The organism is Oceanirhabdus seepicola, assembly GCF_023684385.1.
Taxonomy (GTDB): domain Bacteria; phylum Bacillota; class Clostridia; order Clostridiales; family Clostridiaceae; genus Oceanirhabdus; species Oceanirhabdus seepicola.
This window is the reverse complement of sequence record NZ_JAGSOJ010000004.1, coordinates 549,617-568,938: the sequence shown is the minus strand read 5'-3', so window position 1 is coordinate 568,938 and position 19,322 is coordinate 549,617. Positions and strand designations below refer to the sequence as shown.

Sequence of the window (19,322 nt, the reverse complement as noted above, 5' to 3'; positions counted from 1 at the left end):
TTGACTTGTTATTATAGTTTTATTGAGCTAATGCTTTGATTTCTTTGTAGCTTTTAAGGTCTGTATAAAGCTCACCTTTAATAGGATTACGTTTTGTTTTAATTATTTTGTAAATATAGTATCCAAATACTGCGACATTTGCTAGTAATGCAGCTAAACTTGCAATAAATAAAGCTTTTGGGTTATGTGATGATCTAACTGCAAACTGTGAGTTATCAATGAAACCTGGATAAGTCATTGCAAACATACACCATAACGCAAGTGTTTGTGCACGATGCTGTAGCCAAGCCCCCTTCTTAATAAAGAAAGCTGCAAATGTAGGAGCCAACAGCATTGCTATACCACAGTACCATGAGTGGTCAGATAAGCAGTTATATGTATATGCAAAGTTCCAAATATCGTATGCTACAATCCAAAACCATAGCATGTCAGGCCATAACATATCTTTACTTTTATCCTTACTGATACAGATTCCAATCCAACCTGTAATAGTAATGATATTTAAGATACCAGCAATTCCATTCATAATATTCCAAGAACCACTTACGGTCATCATTCCTTCAAATACTTCGTTGTTAAGGTGCAATCCATAAATTTGGAAATCACGTGCTATCGCTTCGCAAATATTGATTGCTAAAATTAATGGTGGAAAACATAAGACCCACTTTTTGCTACTTGCGCCTTTCACGTATCTAATTAACCAGAATCCTATGCATCCTGCTAGTGATGAATATACTTTAGCATAATGGAACCAATCGTTTACGCTTGTCCCTTCAGTAGTTTTTGGCCATACGGCGAAGGTAAGAATTATCGGTAATGCAATGAAAAGTAATATGAATCCCGATTTAAATCTACGGCCTAATTCATTTAGTCCAATTAAAACAAAAAATACAATTAGTAACATAAGCCAGTTGCTCAAAGGCTGCGATTCAAAGAAAAACATTAATATTCCCCCTAACTTAAATAAATTATAGTAGTAATTCATAAGTGAACTTACTACAATTTGTTAATATAAGGTAACTTTGAATAAATAATAAATTTCAAATTACCATCTTATAAGATAAATAATAACATTTAAACAAAAAATTTTCAATTTTTATTTAACATAATTAGACATAAATGTAATCTTAAAATGATTTTTAAGTAAATTTGGGTATGGAGTTGGGAAGTTTATAGTTTCTATAAACAGCCAAAATAGGCTATAATAATTAATAACAAGATAAGATATGAGTAGGAGGATTCCATGGAACAAGGGCTTATAAAACAAGAGTTTTTAAGAAAATATCCTTATATAGAAGCGGATATTATATCTAATAACATAGACTTAGATGTTTTAAATGATATATATAATGATTACAATATTTATAAAGAGACATATGAAAGACAATCAGATTTTATAGCAAATACTTTAAGAACTCATAATAAGATACATAGTGTAAAGTCCAGAGTAAAGAGTTCAGAGAGGTTAATTGATAAGATTGTTAGAAAAACTACTGATAGAAAAGAAAAGTATGGAGATGACTTTCAATTTTCAGTTGAAAACTATAAAGAAGAAATCAATGATCTTATAGGAATAAGAGCTATACATATTTTTAAACAAGATTGGGAAAGTATACATGAATTTATTTTAAACACATGGAAAGTTATTGAGATAACCGCAAATGTAAGAGATGGTGATGATACAAAAAGGTTTAAAGATCTAGATATACAAATTAAGTCTAGACCTTCAGGTTATAGATCTGTTCATTATCTTATAGAGTTTTATCCAACTAATGAAAAGGTTATAGCAGAAATTCAAGTTAGAACAATATTTGAGGAAGGGTATGGGGAGATTGATCATCAACTGAGATATTCTCATAAGGAAATTCCGGAAGTATTGGCTTCAAATCTTCTTTTATTTAATAGAATTGCAGGAAGTGCAGATGAAATGGCATCTTTAATAAACTTACTAAACAAGAATTTGTGTGAGATGGAGAGTAGCTATGAGAAAAAAATAGCTTCAAAAGATGAGGAGATAAGAAAACTTAAGGAAAAACTCAAGGAATAATTTAATCACTAAAAAAACTCAAACCATGTTTAACCATGGTTTGAGTTTTTTGCGAATAATCATAAAATTTTTCAAACTTTTTTCATCAGTAGAAGGTCTAATAGGTGAAAGGGGATTTACTTAATGATGCGCACATATAGTAAAAATTACTTAAAATTAATAGACTTTATAAAAAGTAATCAAGAGGACTTTTATAGAATTGCATATAGCTATGTAAAATCAAAAGAAGCTTCTCTTGATATTGTTCAAGAATCTGTTTATAAAGCTCTAAAATCCATAGAAGGTTTAAAAAAGAGTAAATATATGAAGACTTGGTTTTATCGAATATTAATAAATACAAGCATTTCTTATATTCGAAATAATAAAGAAGTGATAATGATAGGCGAATTACCTGAAGAACCTTCATCAAAAATATACACTAAAGAAGATTATTTGGATTTATACCAAGCCATTGATCATCTAAAAGAAAAAGAGAAGACGGTAATTATTCTTAGGTACTTTGAAGATATGAAGATTGAGGATATAGCAAGAGTCACAGAAACTAATGTTAATACTATAAAATCAAGGCTTTATTCTGCAACAAAAAGATTGAAAACCTTATTGGATTGTGAGGAGAATTAATATGAATAATGAATTTAAAAAAGCTAAAAAAGAGTTTGAATCTATTGAGATTCCGCAGGAGTTGAATGAAATGATTAATAAAACAATTAATGAAAATAATAATCAAAAAAACAGTGGTAACAATCAACATAAAAAGAAAAATAAATTGAAGACGGGATTAATAGCAGGTCTAGTGGCTGGAAGTGTATTTGTTGTAGGTTTAAATACTAGCGCAACCTTTGCTAAAACTGTCTATGCTGCACCAGTTATTGGGTATATAGCCAAGGTGTTAACTTTTGTAGATTATAGTTTTTCAAATGATTTGGTTGAAGGTGAAGTATCTATACCTAAAGTTGAAGGTTTAACAGATAAAGAGCTTGAAGCTAAAATAAATAGTCAAATTCAAGAAAAGATGAATATAGCATTAAAGGAAGCAGAAGAAAGAGCTGCAGAATACAAGAAAGCATATATTGAGACTGGTGGTACTGAAGAGGAGTATGAGAAAAAGAAAATTGAAATAAAAGTTGATTATGAAATAAAAGCATCCAATGATAAGTTATTATCTTTTGTGATTACTAGTTGTGATTCTATAGCAGCAGCATATGCTGAATATACTTATTACAATATAAATCTAGAGACTGATGAAATTATAACACTTAAATCTATTTTTGGATCAGAGTATGTTGATATAATAACTGATAATGTATTAAAGCAAATTGAAGAGCAAAAGAATGATGAGACAAAAGTATATTTTGAAGACTCAAATATAATACAAGAATCAGAGAAAATTAGAGAAGATATTGATTTTTATATTAATGAAGATAAAAATGTTGTAGTCGTTTTTGATAAATATGAAATTGCACCAGGATCTATGGGAAGAGTAGAATTTGAAATAATAAATTAGTAACAAGTGAAAGACACCCTGTAAAGTATGATAGTAGCCTATACACTTTACAGGGTAATTTTCATTATTTATGACTTTTTCTGGTTGACAACCTTAAAAAAAATGATATAATTTACTTAAACATATGAACAGTTGCTCATATGTTCACATAATATAATATTAGGATGTGTATTTTATGAAAAATGAAAATATAGAAATATGTACTTGTAATGTAATACACAATGATATAGTTGAAAAGGTTAACAATAGTATGGTAAACGATAAAATATTAGAAGAGGCAGCTCAGCTTCTTAAAGTATTTGGAGATAAAACAAGAATGAAGATTTTAAACGCGCTTAGTATTTCGGAGATGTGTGTATGTGATTTAGCTAATGCTCTTAATATGACTCAATCGGCTATCTCTCATCAGCTAAGAGTTCTTAAGGGAGAGAGATTGGTTAAGTATAGACGAGAGGGTAAGGTTGTGTATTATTCTTTAGATGATGAGCATGTAGAGAAGATTTTTAACATTGCATTAGAGCATGTTCAAGAATAAATTAATATATATGATAAAGTATTAAGGAGGATTAATATTATGTTGTTTTCAAAGAAAGTTTATCATCATGATCACCAAGGTTCATGTGGATGTGGTTGCGGAACACATGAACACAAACATGAGCATAAGAGCGAACATCAACACAGTTTCGTAAATGGAGTGTGTGATTGTGGAAAGAAAGAACCAATAGTATTAGATTTACAAGCAAAAGAGGTAGAAGACTGTGGATGTGACTGTGGAGAAAGTCATAGTGATAAGAATAAGGAAAAAGATGATGGCGGAGATGAGGACTCGGAAAGTAGTCATCATTATGAGGATGGTTGTTGTTCAAGTGAAGGACATAAACATGAACATTCTTTTAAAGGGTTATTAGGTCATGGTGATAACTGTGGATGTGATGATCACTCGCAAGAGCATATCCATAGAAGTGAGGCTTGTGCAAGTAGTACAGAAAAGATGGAGTTTGTAATTGAGGGGCTTCATTGTGCTGGATGTGCAGGGAAAATTGAAAACAAGGTAAGGGCATTAAAAGAAGTTGATAATGCTGAAATGAATTTTGCTATATCAACATTGAATGCTTATATTAATAGTAGTGATAAAGATGCGCTGAAGAGGCAAATCATTAAAATAGTTGAAGAAACTGAACCAGGAACAACTGCTACATTGAAGGATGATCTTGATGGTAAGGAAGTGGAATTTGAACTTAAAGGTCTGAATTGTGCAGCGTGTGCAGGTAAGATAGAAAGAAATGTTAAGGAACTTCCAGGGGTTGTAAGTACAAGTTTGAATTTTGCAATATCGAAATTTGAGGTTAAGATAGACAACTTGGACGTTAAAGGGTTATATGAACAGGTTGAGAAAATAGTAAAAGATTTAGAACCTGATGTAGAGGTTATATTAAATACTGGATCTGAAGATGAAATTCATGTTAAGAAGGATAATAATAAGAAAAAAGGTAATAGCCTTCTTATGAGAATGGGAGTAGCTATTGGGTTTCTGGGAATTGGAATGGTTTTCAGAGGTGAGAGCTTTGAATTAATACCATTTTTGATTGCATACCTAATAGTGGGATATGACATAATTAAGAGATCTATCTCTAACATCAAGAGAGGGGAAGTATTCGATGAAAACTTCCTGATGACGATAGCTAGCGCTGCGGCATTATATGTTGGTGAACATCCAGAGGCTGTTTTGGTTATGCTTTTATATCAAATAGGAGAATATTTCCAAGGAAGAGCAGTAGAATCTTCAAGAAAATCAATTGCAAACCTTATGGATATCAGACCTGATTATGCAAATATTAAAATTGGAAATGATATAAAGAAAGTATCACCTAATGATGTTAAGGTTGGAGATATAATAGTCGTTAAAGCGGGTGAAAAGGTACCTCTAGATGGTATAATTATAGAAGGAAGTTCATCTGTTGATACTAAAGCATTAACAGGAGAATCAGCACCTATGGATGTTGCAGGTGGAGATGAAATAACAAGTGGTTTCATCAATATAGATGGTTTATTAACAGTTGAAGTTAAGAAGAGATTTAAGGATTCAGCTGTATCAAGAATACTTGATCTTGTACAAAATGCAAGTGCAAAGAAAGCAAAAACTGAGCTTAGAATAACTAAGTTTGCAAGATATTACACACCAGTGGTTGTTATTATAGCTGCATTAACAGCTATAATACCATCTGTTTTCTTTGGAGGAAACTTCAATGATTGGTTATTAAAAGCTGCTACATTCTTAGTTGTATCTTGTCCATGTGCTTTAGTTATATCTGTACCAATGACGTATTTTGCAGGCTTAGGAGCATCATCTAAGAGAGGTATTTTAGTTAAAGGTGGTAACTATCTTGAGGCTTTAAGTAAAGCTGGGGTACTAGTTTTTGATAAGACAGGAACATTGACTAAAGGAAACTTTAAGGTTGATAAGATACATGCTGAAAAAGATATAAGTAAAGATGAGATATTAAGATTGACAGCTCATGTAGAGAGTTTCTCCAATCACCCAATTGCTGTATCAATAGTAAATGAATATGGTAAAGATATTGATAAGTCAATAATTAAAGAATATAAAGAAGTTAAAGGGAAAGGTGTTCAGGCTACTATAGGTGGAAAGAAAGTGATCAGTGGTAACTTGAAGTTCATCAAAGATAATAATATTCAAGTGGAAGAATCTAAAACACCAGGCACTATTGTGTACACTGCAATAGATGGCCAATTTGCTGGATTTATCACAATATCTGACGAGATTAAAGAAGACTCTAAAAAAGCAATACAGGGATTTAGTGAGTTAGGTATTAACAATGTGGTAATGTTAACTGGTGATAGAAAAATAACAGCAGATGCTGTTGCACAGAAATTAGGAATTACTAAATACAAATACGAATTACTTCCAAATCATAAGGTTGACGAAGTAGAGAAACTTATTGAAAGTAAAGGTGATAAATCACTTGTATTTGTAGGAGATGGAATAAACGACGCGCCTGTGCTTGCAAGAGCAGATGTTGGAGTTGCTATGGGTGGAGTTGGTTCAGATGCTGCCATTGAAGCGGCAGACGTTGTAATAATGAATGATGAACCATCTAAGCTTATTGATGGAATAAAGATAGCTAGAAAGACTAAGAAGATTGTTAATCAGAATATTTTCTTCTCATTAGCAGTGAAAATTGGAATAATGGTACTTACATTTTTCTTAGCTGTTCCTATGTGGCTTGCAGTGTTTGGTGATGTAGGAGTTGCATTATTGGCAGTATTTAATGCAATGAGAGTGTTAAGAGATTAATATAAAATAGAACCCTAATCGGGGTTCTATTTTAATGTAGAATTGGAAATTTAGAATGAAGAATGCTAGAGATTTCACTGTGTGAAATTACAATTATAAGAAAAATAATATTTTTTAGCTTAGAGTTCATGTAGAACTATAATTTAACTGTTTCATTTAATGCAAAAACAGTATATAATTTAAAGAGTTGTGATTTTTCATAAATTAAATAGGAAACTATAATAATGACAGAAGACTAAAGATATTAGACTTAAAATATATAATTCTAAAAACGGAAGGGGAAAAAAATTTGATTACAGTTACAGGTATAGGATTAAGATATGGAGATAAGAAATTATTTAATGATGTTAATTTAAAGTTTACACCAGGAAATTGTTATGGTGTCATAGGGGCTAATGGTGCTGGGAAATCTACTTTTTTAAAGATTTTATCTGGGGAAGTAGAAGCTAATGAAGGTAATGTAGCTATTACTCCAGGAGAGAGACTAGCAGTTCTTAAGCAGAACCACTTTGAATTTGATGAGTGCACTGTATTAAATACAGTAATAATGGGTCATAAAAGATTATTTGAGATAATGGAAGAGAAAGATGCTTTATATGCTAAACCTGATTTCACAGAGGAAGATGGAATTAAAGCAGCAGAACTTGAAGGTGAATTTGCTGAACTTGATGGTTGGGATGCTGAAATGAATGCAGAGAAACTTTTAATGGGTCTTGGAATAGGAAAAGATCTTCATTATATGTTAATGAAAGATTTAAAAGGGGGAGAGAAAGTAACAGTATTACTTGCTCAAGCTTTATTTGGTAACCCAGACATACTTTTACTGGATGAGCCTACTAACCACCTTGACTTCAAAGCTATAGCATGGCTTGAAGAATTCTTAATAACTTATGAGAAAACAGTAATAGTTGTATCACATGATAGACACTTCTTAAACAAAGTATGTACACACATGGTTGATATAGACTTTGGAAAAGCACAGTTATTCGTTGGTAACTACGATTTCTGGTATGAGTCAAGTCAATTAGCACTTAAACTTATGAAAGATCAGAATAAGAAAAGTGAAGAGAAGATTAAAGAACTTCAGAACTTTATAGCTAGATTTAGCTCTAATGCCTCTAAGGCAAAACAAGCAACATCAAGAAAGAAATTACTTGATAAGATTACAGTTGAGGATATTAAGCCATCTTCAAGAAAATATCCTTTTGTAGGGTTTACTCCAGAGAGAGAAGCTGGTAAAGATATTCTTCAAGTAGAAGGAATAAGTAAAACTATAAATGGAGTAAAGGTTCTTAATAATATCTCTTTCACACTAACAAAAGGGGACAAGGTAATTGTTCTTGGTAAAGATGAGATAGCAAGAACTACTTTATTTAAAATATTAATGGGTGAGATGGAACCAGACGAAGGTTCTTATAGATGGGGAGTAACTACTACAAGTGATTACTTACCAAAAGACAATGCAGATTATTTCAAAGAGGAGCTTTCACTTGTGGATTGGTTAAGACAATTCTCAGAGGAAAAATCTGAGTCATTCATAAGAGGATTCTTAGGTAAGATGTTATTCTCAGGAGAGGAACCACTTAAATTATCAACAGTTTTATCTGGAGGAGAAAAAGTTAGATGTATGTTCTCTAAGCTTATGCTTTCAGGAGCAAATGTTTTATTATTAGATGAACCTACAAACCACTTAGACCTTGAATCAATCCAGGCTGTGAATAATGGACTTGTTGCATTTACAGGAACAATGTTATTCACTTCACATGACCATAAATTTGTTGAGTCAATAGCTAACAGAGTAATTGAGTTAACTCCAAAAGGAGCTTATGACAGAGTTACAACTTTTGATGAGTATTTAGAGAATAAGGATATTCAGAAGAGTGTAGAGGCTATGTATAAGTAATACAGATCATGCTGTTGAAAAAGCCCAATCTCGGCGTCACTAAGGCTCTCTGCGCTGCTCAAGTACTACTTTGTACAGTTTTGACCCTGCAGCTTCGCCTTGTTCCTTGATCTTGGGCTTTTTCAACTAGCCTGAAATTCTAAAGATAGAAGACGAAGTAAAAATAATATTTATTACTTTATTAATAAACTTGGCCATTGATAAATTTATTTTATCAACGGCCTTTTTTGTTGTGAATTATTTAATTAGAAAGTTACTTCACTTACTTCCTCTAAGTAATTATTTATCTTGATAAATACAATATCCTCAGGGTTAGTATCTTTCATATAAGCAAATACATAGAATTCTTTTTCTGGGCTATCAAATTTAAATTCATAGAAGGATTCGCTTTCTGAAAAGCTTAAATTCATATTTTTTAATGGAGAAGATTTAATAAACTCTTCTGCAATCTCTTTACTTTCTTTTTTTGATATTGCTTTTTTAGAATAATAATAATCATAGTACTCAGTAATATCAACCTTATCAACATTTTTAGCTTTTTTATATTCTTCCATCATTTTGTTTGCTGCTGATGCTGAACCAGCAAACATGAATGGTTTTTTATCATCAAGTGAAATTCTTACTTCAAAACCTCCATTAGAATTACTTACATTAACAATCCAGTAATGACCCATATCAACTATAGTATCAGGGTTAAAAGCGTTTTTATCAGCATCAAAATTAAAGTACTCTTTTACAGCTTTTGATGCAATTTCAAAGGATTCATCCACTGTAAGTTCAGTTGATTTATCTTCATTAGAATTCTCAGTTGAATTATCGTTTTTATTTTCTACAGTATCATTACTTACTTTTTCTGTAGATTGATTATTTTTTTCTTCAACTTTTGAACCTAGTAATGAAGTGTCTTTTACTGGTTCACTTACCGTAGAACATCCAACAAGCAGTATTAGTGATAAAGTTAATACGGATGCTGTTTTTGAAAATTTGTTATGTTTTTTTATCATTTTTATTCTCCTCACTATCTCTGATTTATCTTCTATTAGGCATGTAGCAATAGAATTTTGTTTTTTCATACACATTTTTTCCACTGTATTAATTATGGTCATGCCATAATTTGAATATTCTTCTTCGGCAATATAATTTAAAACCAGATTATCACATGAGATTTCCATATCTCTTTTCATATATTTAAACATCATATGAATAAGAGGATTGAACCAATATATTGACTTATAAATTAGAATTAAATAATTTGTAATATTATCTAATCTTTTTAAGTGACACAATTCATGATATATTATGAACTTTAAATCCTCTTTTGAAAGAGTCTTTAATAAATAATCAGGTAATAATATTTTAGTTTTAAATATTCCTGTAAGTGCAGGGGAAGAGAGTTCAATAGTTTCATATAATCTAATATTCTTTGAAATATTTAATTTCCTTTTTGATTCATTTAATATATTGCAGAGCGATTTATCATTAAGTTCTTTTTCAGACCTTATAACATCTTTTAATCTTTTTAATTGAATAATATATATGGTTATGAAAGTTAATAAACCTAAGAGCCATATTATTGATGAAATTTTTATGAAGAACTCAAGAGTGAAAAAACTTTTTTTATTAGTAAACGCATCTATTTCTTTTTCATCTAATACTTCATAATTAATTATGGGTTTTGTACTATTGGGTTCACTAGGAATATTTATAGAGACTAAATTATCATTAGTAACTTTTTCTTTATTTATTTCAATTGACTTTTGTGATTGATAAAAAGTCGATAAATTATAAATGCTTAGTTTAGATTCTATAGTTAATGGCAAAGAAAGAATTATCAGTATTACAACCCACATAAAGTACTTTACTTTTGGTGATAAAAAATTATGTAAAAGCTTTTGTAAAAGAAGTACAGCAATCAGAGCAATAGATGCTTTAACAGATAATTTTACAATCATTAAGAATAAACTAATCATCTTGAGAACTCTCTTCTAATAGTTTTTTTAGTTCTTCAATATCACCTTTAGAAAGATTTTTATCTTTAATAAAATATGAGAACATGGCATTTAAAGAGCCATCGTAGAATTTTTGTAAAAATGATTTGCTTTCTCTATTCATATAATCTTTCTCAGTTATAATGGGATAGTATAAATAAGTTCTACCTTCTTTTTTAAATGATATTGCATTCTTTTTTAACAATCTATTAATTAAAGTCTTAATAGTTTGTTCAGTCCAATCTTTTTTTGTTGATAAGAGTTCGTTTATTTGTTTAGCTCTTACAGGATGTATTTCCCATATGATTTTCATCACTTCAAACTCGCTATCTGATATTTTGGGTAGAGCTTTTTTCATCGGTAGCCTCCTTTATTTTCTTTTGAAATATATTTTTGTTGTTTACATATGTAAACAACAAAAATATACTTATAGTTTACAACTGTAAACGCAGAAAGTCAATTAAAAAAGGTTGTTAATAAAAGATATTTATTAACAACCTTGGTTTCGATTTTATATTGAGATTATTTATTTGGGCAAATTCATATCATTCAACTGGCAGAAAGAGTTGAACATATTATAAATTGACTTGAATTTTTTAGTCTTCAGAGCTTTATAGAATATAAAAGATGAGGCTAAAGCACCAGTAGTGTTACAAACAACATCTTTCATAGTATCGAAAACACCTGTATCTATGGCATGTTGAGTATTCATACCAAAGAATTGATCAAGTCCAAACTCGTAGAGCTCCCATACTATGCCTGTGGTTAAGGAAAGAGCAAATGCAAAAACAAAATATACCCATAAAGGGACTTGTACAGCGTTATATCTATGAAAAACTATGAATAGAAGCATTAAGAACAACATCATAAATATAACCCCTGATATTGAATGCATGAAGGTATCCCAGCGTTTAAACGTTCCGTAGCCACCTAAAATGGTACCGATGAATATTGCGAAGTATGAAAAAACCAGACATATTGCAACAGGTTCATAATTAAAGTTCACTTTAAATAGCTTTTTTATCAATAATGGAATGTATGTTATCCCTATCAAAGCTAGTGATGCTAGTATTCTGACAATGTTAAAATTAAATGTATTGTATATTATTGCGAATATGGTGAGTAATCTGAGTATGATCAAAAAGGCTTCCTCACTTTTTGAGTCAAATGTTCTAAAAGAATAACTAAATGATTTTTTTAATAGTTCTAGCATAGTGAGCTCCTTTTATGGCAAATTTTCCTTATAAAGAGATTATAACTAATATATATTAATAAAATCTTAAATTATTAATAATAAATTTTTAAAAATTCAGACCAAACAAGGACGTATGTTCTTCATTCTCAATTAAAAAATCCTCCAATGAATTGGAGGATTTTTATAAAAGCATGTCATTTAAATCATTTATATCTTTAACTATTATCTTCTTATTTCCTTGTATTTCTATTAACCCTTGTTTCTGCATTGAACGGAGTTTTCTGCTCATAGTTTCTCTTGTGAGACCTGCATAACTTCCCATTTCTTCACGGTTCATAGTCATATTAAGATGTATACCATCATCTGCTTCAACACCGAAATCTTTTATTAAACTTAATAATAATCCAGCAACTTTAGCATCTACATTATTAGTACTAAGTCTATATACAAGGCTTTCAATTTTATTTATTCTATCATAAGCCTCTTCTAAAATCTTTAGGGTGACTTTAGGATATTTCAAAATTATATTTTCAAATTCATGTTTATCAAGAGTACAAAGAACAGTGTCCTCTAAAGCTTCAGCACTGAAATCAAAGGTAGTTTCCTTCAAAAGGTTAAAAGCACCAATAAAACTGAAATAATTAGGAGATAAAATGTACAATATTAATTCTTTACCATCAGGCGTGTAACGAAATATTTTAACCTTTCCACTACAGAGCATATATAGTTTTCTAGCAGTTTCGCCTTCGGAAAAAATTCTTTCTCCCTTTTTGTATCTTCTCCTTACAGTACCTTTTGAAACTTCTTTAAGTTGGTGTGGATCTAAACTAGATAAAAAAGGTACAGTTCGTAAACAATAATCATTTTCGCAATTTAGACAATTCTGATTATGTGGGCTACATTTTTTCATAAAAATTACCACCTCATATATAACTCATCTGTTAGTTATTTATTATGCCACTATAATAGATAGTTCATTTATTTACAAGTTAGTTCAATAGAATCATTGTACTACAAATTATATTAAAATTCTATACAATATAATGAACCACTTCAAATTAATTCAAATGAAGCGGTTCAGATATTTATATTTTAAACTCCTAAGAATGGTTTGCGTGCATTCTTAATTATGTTATTAACAATTCCTTGTAGTTCTTGAACCTTGTTTTTACACATTGGTTCCATCCCTTCAAGTTTATATTTCATATTCAATCTTTTATATTTATTTGTACCTAGGTTATGGTAAGGTAGTAGTTCAACCTTTTCAACAGTAGGGATCTCTTCATTAACAATAGAACTAATCTTCTCTATATGTTCTTTTGAATCAGTCATACCAGGAACAACAACATGACGAACCCATACAGGGGTTTGAGAATCTCTTATTGCATCTAGGAAAGTGTTTACACCCTTAGCATCCTGTCCTGTAAGTTCTTTATAACCTATGCTGTCTATATGCTTTATATCAAGAAGAACAAGATCGGCATATTTAAGTATCTCATCATATTCACCAAATCCATATCCTGAGGTATCAATGCATGTATGAATTCCATTTTCTTTACAAAGTTTCAAACATTCAACAAGAAATTCAGGTTGCATAAGGGGGTCACCTCCGGAGAATGTAACACCTCCATTGGAACGTTCAAAGTAAGGCTTAAATCTTTTAATCTTAGCAACTAAATCTTCCGGGGTATATTCAGCCCCCTCATTTACTTGCCATGTATCAGGGTTATGGCAATACGCACATCTAAGCTTACATCCTTGGAAAAATACTACCGTTCTTACTCCAGGTCCATCTACTAATCCCATACTTTCAATAGAGTGAACTCTTCCAATTGTCATAGATAACACCACCTTATACTAATATTTATATGAATTACATTGATTCATGGAATGTTCTGCTTATTACTTCTAATTGTTGTGATTTTGTTAATCTATTAAAGTTAACAGCATATCCAGAAACTCTAATTGTTAATGTTGGATATTTATCAGGGTTTTCCATAGCATCCATAAGTGTTTCTCTATTAAGAACGTTAACGTTTAAGTGGAATGCTGCTTGAGAAAAATATCCATCCATTATAGATACTAAGTTGTTAATTCTATCTTCTTCTGTCTTTCCAAGTGCATCTGGAACGATTGAGAATGTATTTGAGATACCATCTTGACACCATTCTCTATATGGAATTTTTGCAACAGAGTTTAGTGAAGCAAGTGCTCCGTTCTCATCTCTTCCATGCATTGGATTAGCACCAGGAGCTAATGGCTCACCAGATTTTCTTCCATCTGGAGTAGAACCAGTTTTCTTACCATATACAACATTTGAAGTAATAGTAAGTGCTGATAAAGTATGTTCAGCATTTCTATATGTTTCATGCTTTTTAAGTTCACTAGAAAATTTCTTAATAACTTCAACAGCTATATCATCAACTCTATCATCATCATTTCCGTATTTAGGGAAGTCACCATCTATTTCAAAATCAGTAGTGATTCCGTCTTCATTTCTAATAGCTTTAACTTTAGCATACTTAAGAGCACTTAAGCTATCAGCTGCACTTGATATACCAGCTACACCAAATGCCATGTATCTGTGAACCTGTGAATCATGAAGAGCCATCTGACCAGCTTCATAAGCATATTTATCATGCATGTAGTGAATAGTATTCATTGTGTCTACATAAAGTTCAGCAATATACTCCATAACCTTCCAGTAGTTATCTTTAACTTTTTTGAAGTCAAGAACTTCATCAGTAATTTTCTCTATTCCAGGAACAACAGTTATTCTGTTTCCTTGTTTATCTAATTTAATCTCATCAACACCACCGTTGATAGCATATAATAATGCTTTAGAAAGGTTAGTTCTTGCTCCGAAGAATTGCATTTGTTTACCGATTTGCATTCCAGATACACAACATGCTATTCCGTAGTCATCTCCATAAATAGGTCTCATAATATCATCATTCTCATATTGGATTGCACCAGTCTCTATTGACATATGAGTACAGTATTTCTTGAAGTTTTCAGGTAATTTTTCAGACCAAAGAACTGTCATGTTTGGCTCTGGAGCTGGGTTGAGGTTTGATAATGTGTGTAAGAATCTATAAGCTGTTTTTGTAACATGATGCTTACCATTAATTCCAATACCACCAATTGCTTCAGTTATCCAGTTTGGATCTCCAGCAAATAAATCATTATATTCAGGAGTTCTTAAGTGTCTTACTAATCTTAATTTAATTACAAATTGATCTATTAATTCTTGAGCTTCAGCTTCTGTTAAAGCTCCATTTCTTAAATCTCTTTCTATATAACAGTCAAGGAATGCTGTATTTCTTCCAAGAGACATAGCGGCTCCATTATTTTCTTTAACAGCAGCAAGGTAACCAAAGTATACAGCTTGAACTGCTTCTTTAGCATTCTTAGATGGTTCTGATATATCACAACCATAAGTAGATGCCATTGCTTTTATATCATGTAATGCTCTGATTTGAGTAGAAATTTCTTCTCTAGCTCTTATTGTGTCTTCATTAGCAGGTGCTTTTAGGTTAGCTAAATCATTTTGTCTTTCTTTTATTAAGAAATCCATACCATAAAGAGCAATTCTTCTATAGTCACCTATGATTCTTCCTCTTCCGTATGCATCAGGAAGACCTGTTAGAAGACCAACTGTTCTAGCTAGTTTAGTTTCTTTTGTGTATGCATCGAAAACACCTTGGTTATGTGTTTTTCTATATTCATTAAAGTGAGTATTAATTTCTGGCTTCATTTCATATCCATAAGCTTTAAGTGAGTTTTCAACCATTCTGAATCCACCATAAGGATTCATGATTCTTTTTAATGGAGCATCTGTTTGAAAACCAACGATTACTTCGTTATCTTTATCTATATATCCAGGAGCAAAATTATTGATTCCTGAAATCTTCTCAGTTTCAACATCAATAATTCCCTTTTTAACTTCCTCAATTATTAACTTGTGTGATTTTTCCCATACCTTATTAGTTTTTTCAGTAGTTCCTACTAAGAATGATTGATCTCCCTCGTAAGCAGTAAAGTTTTTAACTACGAAATCCCTAACATCAATTTCTTCTTGCCAAGTACCTTCTAAAAATCCATCCCATTGTTTAAACATATTGTCCACCCCTTCAAGAAAAATTAAGTTTTTTATATTCAGATTAAAATATTTATGTAAACATATACTAATTATTGTCTTTTGTGAATTTTATCTTGCAGGATTATTATATTCTCTAGAAAAAATGAAAGATGTGATTGCAATCACATAACGAAAAAAAGTGATAAATAATTTTGATTATTCGTTAATAATTTATCGCAGTAATAAATTGATATTGTCAAGCAGTAATAAATTGATATTGTAAAGTGGTAAAATAGACAGGGAAAATTATAAGAAAATACATTGTAAGGAGCGTATTATTTAGACACAAGATTAAGCATAATCAGTAAAATCAAAGAGTCATTATGTTATAATTCAGATTGAAAATAATCAATAATAATATAAGGCTTTAAGTATAAAGCTAAACTTATACATACTCAAAACACATTGAATCACTGTGACTTTGAGATATGTATAAATTAAGTTATACTATGAAAATCCTATAACTGGGCGGTGTTAAAGATGGATAAAGTCATAAAGGTTTTGCCAGGAATTATATTGACTGCTATTATTTCAGTGGTAAGTATATTCTTTGACAAAATCATGGTTGAAAATTTTAATTTAAGACTTGAGGCAGTAACATATGCCATTATAATTGGAATAATTTATAATAATATATTGAAGGCTTCAGAAGGGTTAAAGCCTGGAATAAAATTTTCTGCAAAGAAACTTTTAAAGATAGGGATAGTCTTGTTAGGATTTAAATTGAGTATTTTCTCTATTGTAGAGTTGGGACCCAGCATTATCATAATGGTTCTTATATTGATACCTAGTGTATTTGTGGTTTCAAATATAATTGGTAAGGTTTTAGGGATAGATACGAAATTAGCAACATTGATAGGTGTGGGTTCTAGTATATGTGGAGCATCGGCTATAGTAGCTGTTTCACCATGTATTCAGGCAGAAGAAGAAGAAGATGCTACAGCAGCTGTTGCTATAGTGAGTCTTTTAGGAGTAATTGGTGTGATAATTTATCCTTTAGTAGCATCGGCTTTAATAAGTATTTCTGAATCTCAATATGGTGTTTGGTGTGGGTTATCATTACAAGGGGTAGCACATGCGGTTGGAGCAGCTTTTGCTGGTGGAGATGTTTCAGGGGAAGTAGGAACGCTTGTTAAGATGGCAAGAGTTATAATGCTTGTACCAACGTCTATAGTCCTTAGTATTATATTCGCTAAGGGGGGGAATGGAGATAAAAAGAAAGCTAATTTCCCAATGTATGTATTGTATTTTGTAATTGCGGTTATGATTTCTAGTGCATACAAAGAATTCGTAGGAAATGTGAAAGTGGTAAATGAGATGATTTACTATTCAGTAAAATTAAGTAAAGTTTTCATTCTTATGGCCATGGCAGGTATGGGTCTTGGAGTTGATCTTAAGAGCTTTATTAAGAAAGGTGCAAAAGGATTTGTTATGGGATTGATTCTATTTGCTATAATATCAGTCACTACCATTTTGGCAATCATTAATTTTATATAGATAGATATGGATAAACTACTTCGTAGATTTATCTATAAAAGAACAAAGAACAGAGAAGAAAGAATAAATATTGACATTTCTCTTCGAGAAATTTTAATGTTATTGTTCTCAACTCCCCATTCTCAACTTATTTTAAAAAGTTCTTAGTGCGCACTTAGCGTGCTTTTTTTATAAAGACATATATTACAAATTGAAAAATAAAATTAAGATATAGGTGGCATTGATTTTCATAAAAAAATTTGAGAAAAGTATGAAAATTGTAAGTGGAGTCATATGTTTTATAATAAAGCACTAAGTACCGTTTAAAATAATCAAATATTCGAGGAGGCGAGGAATGAAAAAACTTATATTAGGGATTGCAACATTTGTAGTTGTAGTGATAGTGTACTCAATCATGACCCATCATGCATTAGTTTCTGTAAATGAAGACGTACATAACAAATGGGCACAGGTTAAAAAAGAATATTACAGAAAATCAGAATCAATACATAATCTGGTGAATAGTGTAAAAGAATATGTAGATAATGAATCCACTGTACTAACAGGAATAGAAAATTCAAGAAGTGGCTATGAAAATGCAAAAAGCTTATTTGATTTTGTTAGACTTGATGCAAATCTAAGCATTTTGTTAGAAATAATAGTGGAAGAATATCCAAATTTGAAAGTTGATGAGAATTTTTTAAGGCTTCAAGATGAACTTGCAAGTAATGACAAAAGAGTTGAAATAGCTAGAGAGAATTATATTGATTCTGTAACGAAATATAATAAAAAAATAAATAACTTCCCAACTAGCGTATTTGCAAATATGTTTGGATTCAAAAAGATAGATGCTTATACTGTACACTAGGGTCAGAAAAAGCAATTGAAGTGAATTGCATTGTCACTAAGATGCAAAAGAGTATGAAAACAATATTATGTGACTTTTTTAAGAAGTTCAGTAATTACTACTGGATATTTTTTTTGCTATCAAATGGCTAAAGATGTATATTAACTACAAAAAAAAATAAACTTAATAATAGATGGTACTGATTTCCATAAACAATTTTTATAAAGACATTGAAATTCAATGTGGAATTGTATATAATATAATAAAGTAATTAATACTATCTAAAACAATAAATAATACGTGGAGGTAGGATGTGAAAAAACTTATATTGGGGATTGCAGCATTTGTAGCTGTAGTGTTATTGTACTCTGTGATGACTTATAATGGATTAGTTTCTGTTAATGAAGATGTACATAACAAGTGGGCACAGGTTGAAAATAATTATCAGAGAAGAGCAGATTTGATACCTAACTTAGTGAATACTGTTAAAGGATATACAGAGCATGAAGCTAAAGTATTAACAGAAATAGCAAGTTTAAGAAGTGGGTATGAAAATGCAAAGAGTTTAAAAGAATTTGATGAGGTTGATGCAAAGTTAAACACTATGATAAAAGTAACAGTAGAGGCATATCCAGATTTGAAAGTTAATGAGAATTTTATGAAGCTTCAAGATGAACTTGCGGGTACTGAAAATAGAGTTGCAATAGCTAGAAAAGATTATAATGATTCTGTAACAAAATTTAACAAGAAAATAAAGAGCTTCCCAACAAACGTGTTTGCAAATATGTTTGGATTTGAAAAGGTAGATCTTTATACTGCTACACCAGGGGCAGAAAAAGCACCTGATGTTAATTTCTAAAAATCAAGTATTGTTGCCCTAAAAAGAATCAAAGGAGTTTAATTGC

Annotated in this window: 16 protein-coding genes; 9 read left to right on the top strand and 7 right to left on the bottom strand. The window is 30.8% G+C overall.

Annotated elements, in window-relative coordinates:
- Positions 1-19 precede the first annotated feature (19 nt).
- Positions 20-943, bottom strand: coding sequence for a DUF5692 family protein (locus KDK92_RS19670; protein WP_250861174.1), 924 nt, complete (start codon positions 941-943; stop codon positions 20-22).
- 300 nt (positions 944-1,243) lie between these two features.
- Between KDK92_RS19670 and KDK92_RS19665 the strand changes: the two genes are divergently transcribed.
- The 6 genes from KDK92_RS19665 (at position 1,244) to KDK92_RS19640 (ending at position 8,770) form a co-directional block, all read left to right on the top strand.
- On the top strand, positions 1,244-2,047 hold the full coding sequence (locus KDK92_RS19665) for a RelA/SpoT domain-containing protein (RefSeq protein ID WP_250861101.1): 804 nt from the start codon (positions 1,244-1,246) through the stop codon (positions 2,045-2,047).
- 123 nt (positions 2,048-2,170) lie between these two features.
- The gene (locus KDK92_RS19660; protein WP_250861100.1) at positions 2,171-2,668 is read left to right on the top strand and encodes a sigma-70 family RNA polymerase sigma factor; all 498 of its coding nucleotides are present in this window, start codon (positions 2,171-2,173) and stop codon (positions 2,666-2,668) included.
- 1 nt (position 2,669) lies between these two features.
- Positions 2,670-3,551 (top strand): DUF3298 and DUF4163 domain-containing protein, encoded by an 882-nt coding sequence (locus KDK92_RS19655; protein WP_250861099.1) that lies wholly within the window; start codon positions 2,670-2,672, stop codon positions 3,549-3,551.
- 175 nt (positions 3,552-3,726) lie between these two features.
- Complete coding sequence (locus KDK92_RS19650) at positions 3,727-4,086, top strand: ArsR/SmtB family transcription factor (protein ID WP_250861098.1); 360 nt, start codon at positions 3,727-3,729, stop codon at positions 4,084-4,086.
- Between the two features lie 39 nt (positions 4,087-4,125).
- Positions 4,126-6,867, top strand: a complete 2,742-nt coding sequence (locus tag KDK92_RS19645; RefSeq protein ID WP_250861097.1) for a heavy metal translocating P-type ATPase — start codon at positions 4,126-4,128, stop codon at positions 6,865-6,867.
- Positions 6,868-7,156: 289 nt separating this feature from the next.
- Complete coding sequence (locus tag KDK92_RS19640) at positions 7,157-8,770, top strand: ABC-F family ATP-binding cassette domain-containing protein (RefSeq protein WP_250861096.1); 1,614 nt, start codon at positions 7,157-7,159, stop codon at positions 8,768-8,770.
- A gap of 245 nt (positions 8,771-9,015) precedes the next feature.
- On the opposite strand, the gene KDK92_RS19635 is transcribed toward KDK92_RS19640, so the two are convergent.
- From KDK92_RS19635 to pflB, 6 genes are all read right to left on the bottom strand, one after another.
- Positions 9,016-10,722 (bottom strand): M56 family metallopeptidase, encoded by a 1,707-nt coding sequence (locus tag KDK92_RS19635; RefSeq protein WP_250861095.1) that lies wholly within the window; start codon positions 10,720-10,722, stop codon positions 9,016-9,018.
- A 10-nt stretch (positions 10,723-10,732) separates the two neighbouring features.
- Positions 10,733-11,116 carry a BlaI/MecI/CopY family transcriptional regulator gene (locus KDK92_RS19630; protein WP_250861094.1) on the bottom strand — a complete coding sequence of 128 codons (384 nt, stop codon included), beginning with the start codon at positions 11,114-11,116 and terminating at the stop codon, positions 10,733-10,735.
- A gap of 168 nt (positions 11,117-11,284) precedes the next feature.
- Entirely contained in the window at positions 11,285-11,971 is a 687-nt protein-coding gene (locus KDK92_RS19625) for a DUF2238 domain-containing protein (RefSeq protein ID WP_250861093.1), read from the bottom strand.
- A gap of 163 nt (positions 11,972-12,134) precedes the next feature.
- A complete protein-coding gene (locus tag KDK92_RS19620; protein ID WP_250861092.1) occupies positions 12,135-12,863 on the bottom strand; it encodes a Crp/Fnr family transcriptional regulator in 729 nt (242 codons plus the stop codon).
- Positions 12,864-13,045: 182 nt separating this feature from the next.
- A complete protein-coding gene (gene pflA, locus KDK92_RS19615; RefSeq protein ID WP_250861091.1) occupies positions 13,046-13,792 on the bottom strand; it encodes a pyruvate formate-lyase-activating protein in 747 nt (248 codons plus the stop codon).
- Positions 13,793-13,826: 34 nt separating this feature from the next.
- Positions 13,827-16,073: a formate C-acetyltransferase gene (pflB, locus tag KDK92_RS19610; RefSeq protein WP_250861090.1), complete on the bottom strand. Its 2,247-nt coding sequence runs from the start codon at positions 16,071-16,073 to the stop codon at positions 13,827-13,829.
- 501 nt (positions 16,074-16,574) lie between these two features.
- Between pflB and KDK92_RS19605 the strand changes: the two genes are divergently transcribed.
- The 3 genes from KDK92_RS19605 (at position 16,575) to KDK92_RS19595 (ending at position 19,276) form a co-directional block, all read left to right on the top strand.
- Positions 16,575-17,591 (top strand): YeiH family protein, encoded by a 1,017-nt coding sequence (locus KDK92_RS19605; protein ID WP_250861089.1) that lies wholly within the window; start codon positions 16,575-16,577, stop codon positions 17,589-17,591.
- Between the two features lie 334 nt (positions 17,592-17,925).
- Positions 17,926-18,438: a LemA family protein gene (locus KDK92_RS19600; protein ID WP_250861088.1), complete on the top strand. Its 513-nt coding sequence runs from the start codon at positions 17,926-17,928 to the stop codon at positions 18,436-18,438.
- 292 nt (positions 18,439-18,730) lie between these two features.
- Positions 18,731-19,276, top strand: coding sequence for a LemA family protein (locus KDK92_RS19595; protein ID WP_250861087.1), 546 nt, complete (start codon positions 18,731-18,733; stop codon positions 19,274-19,276).
- The last annotated feature ends 46 nt before the right edge of the window (positions 19,277-19,322 follow it).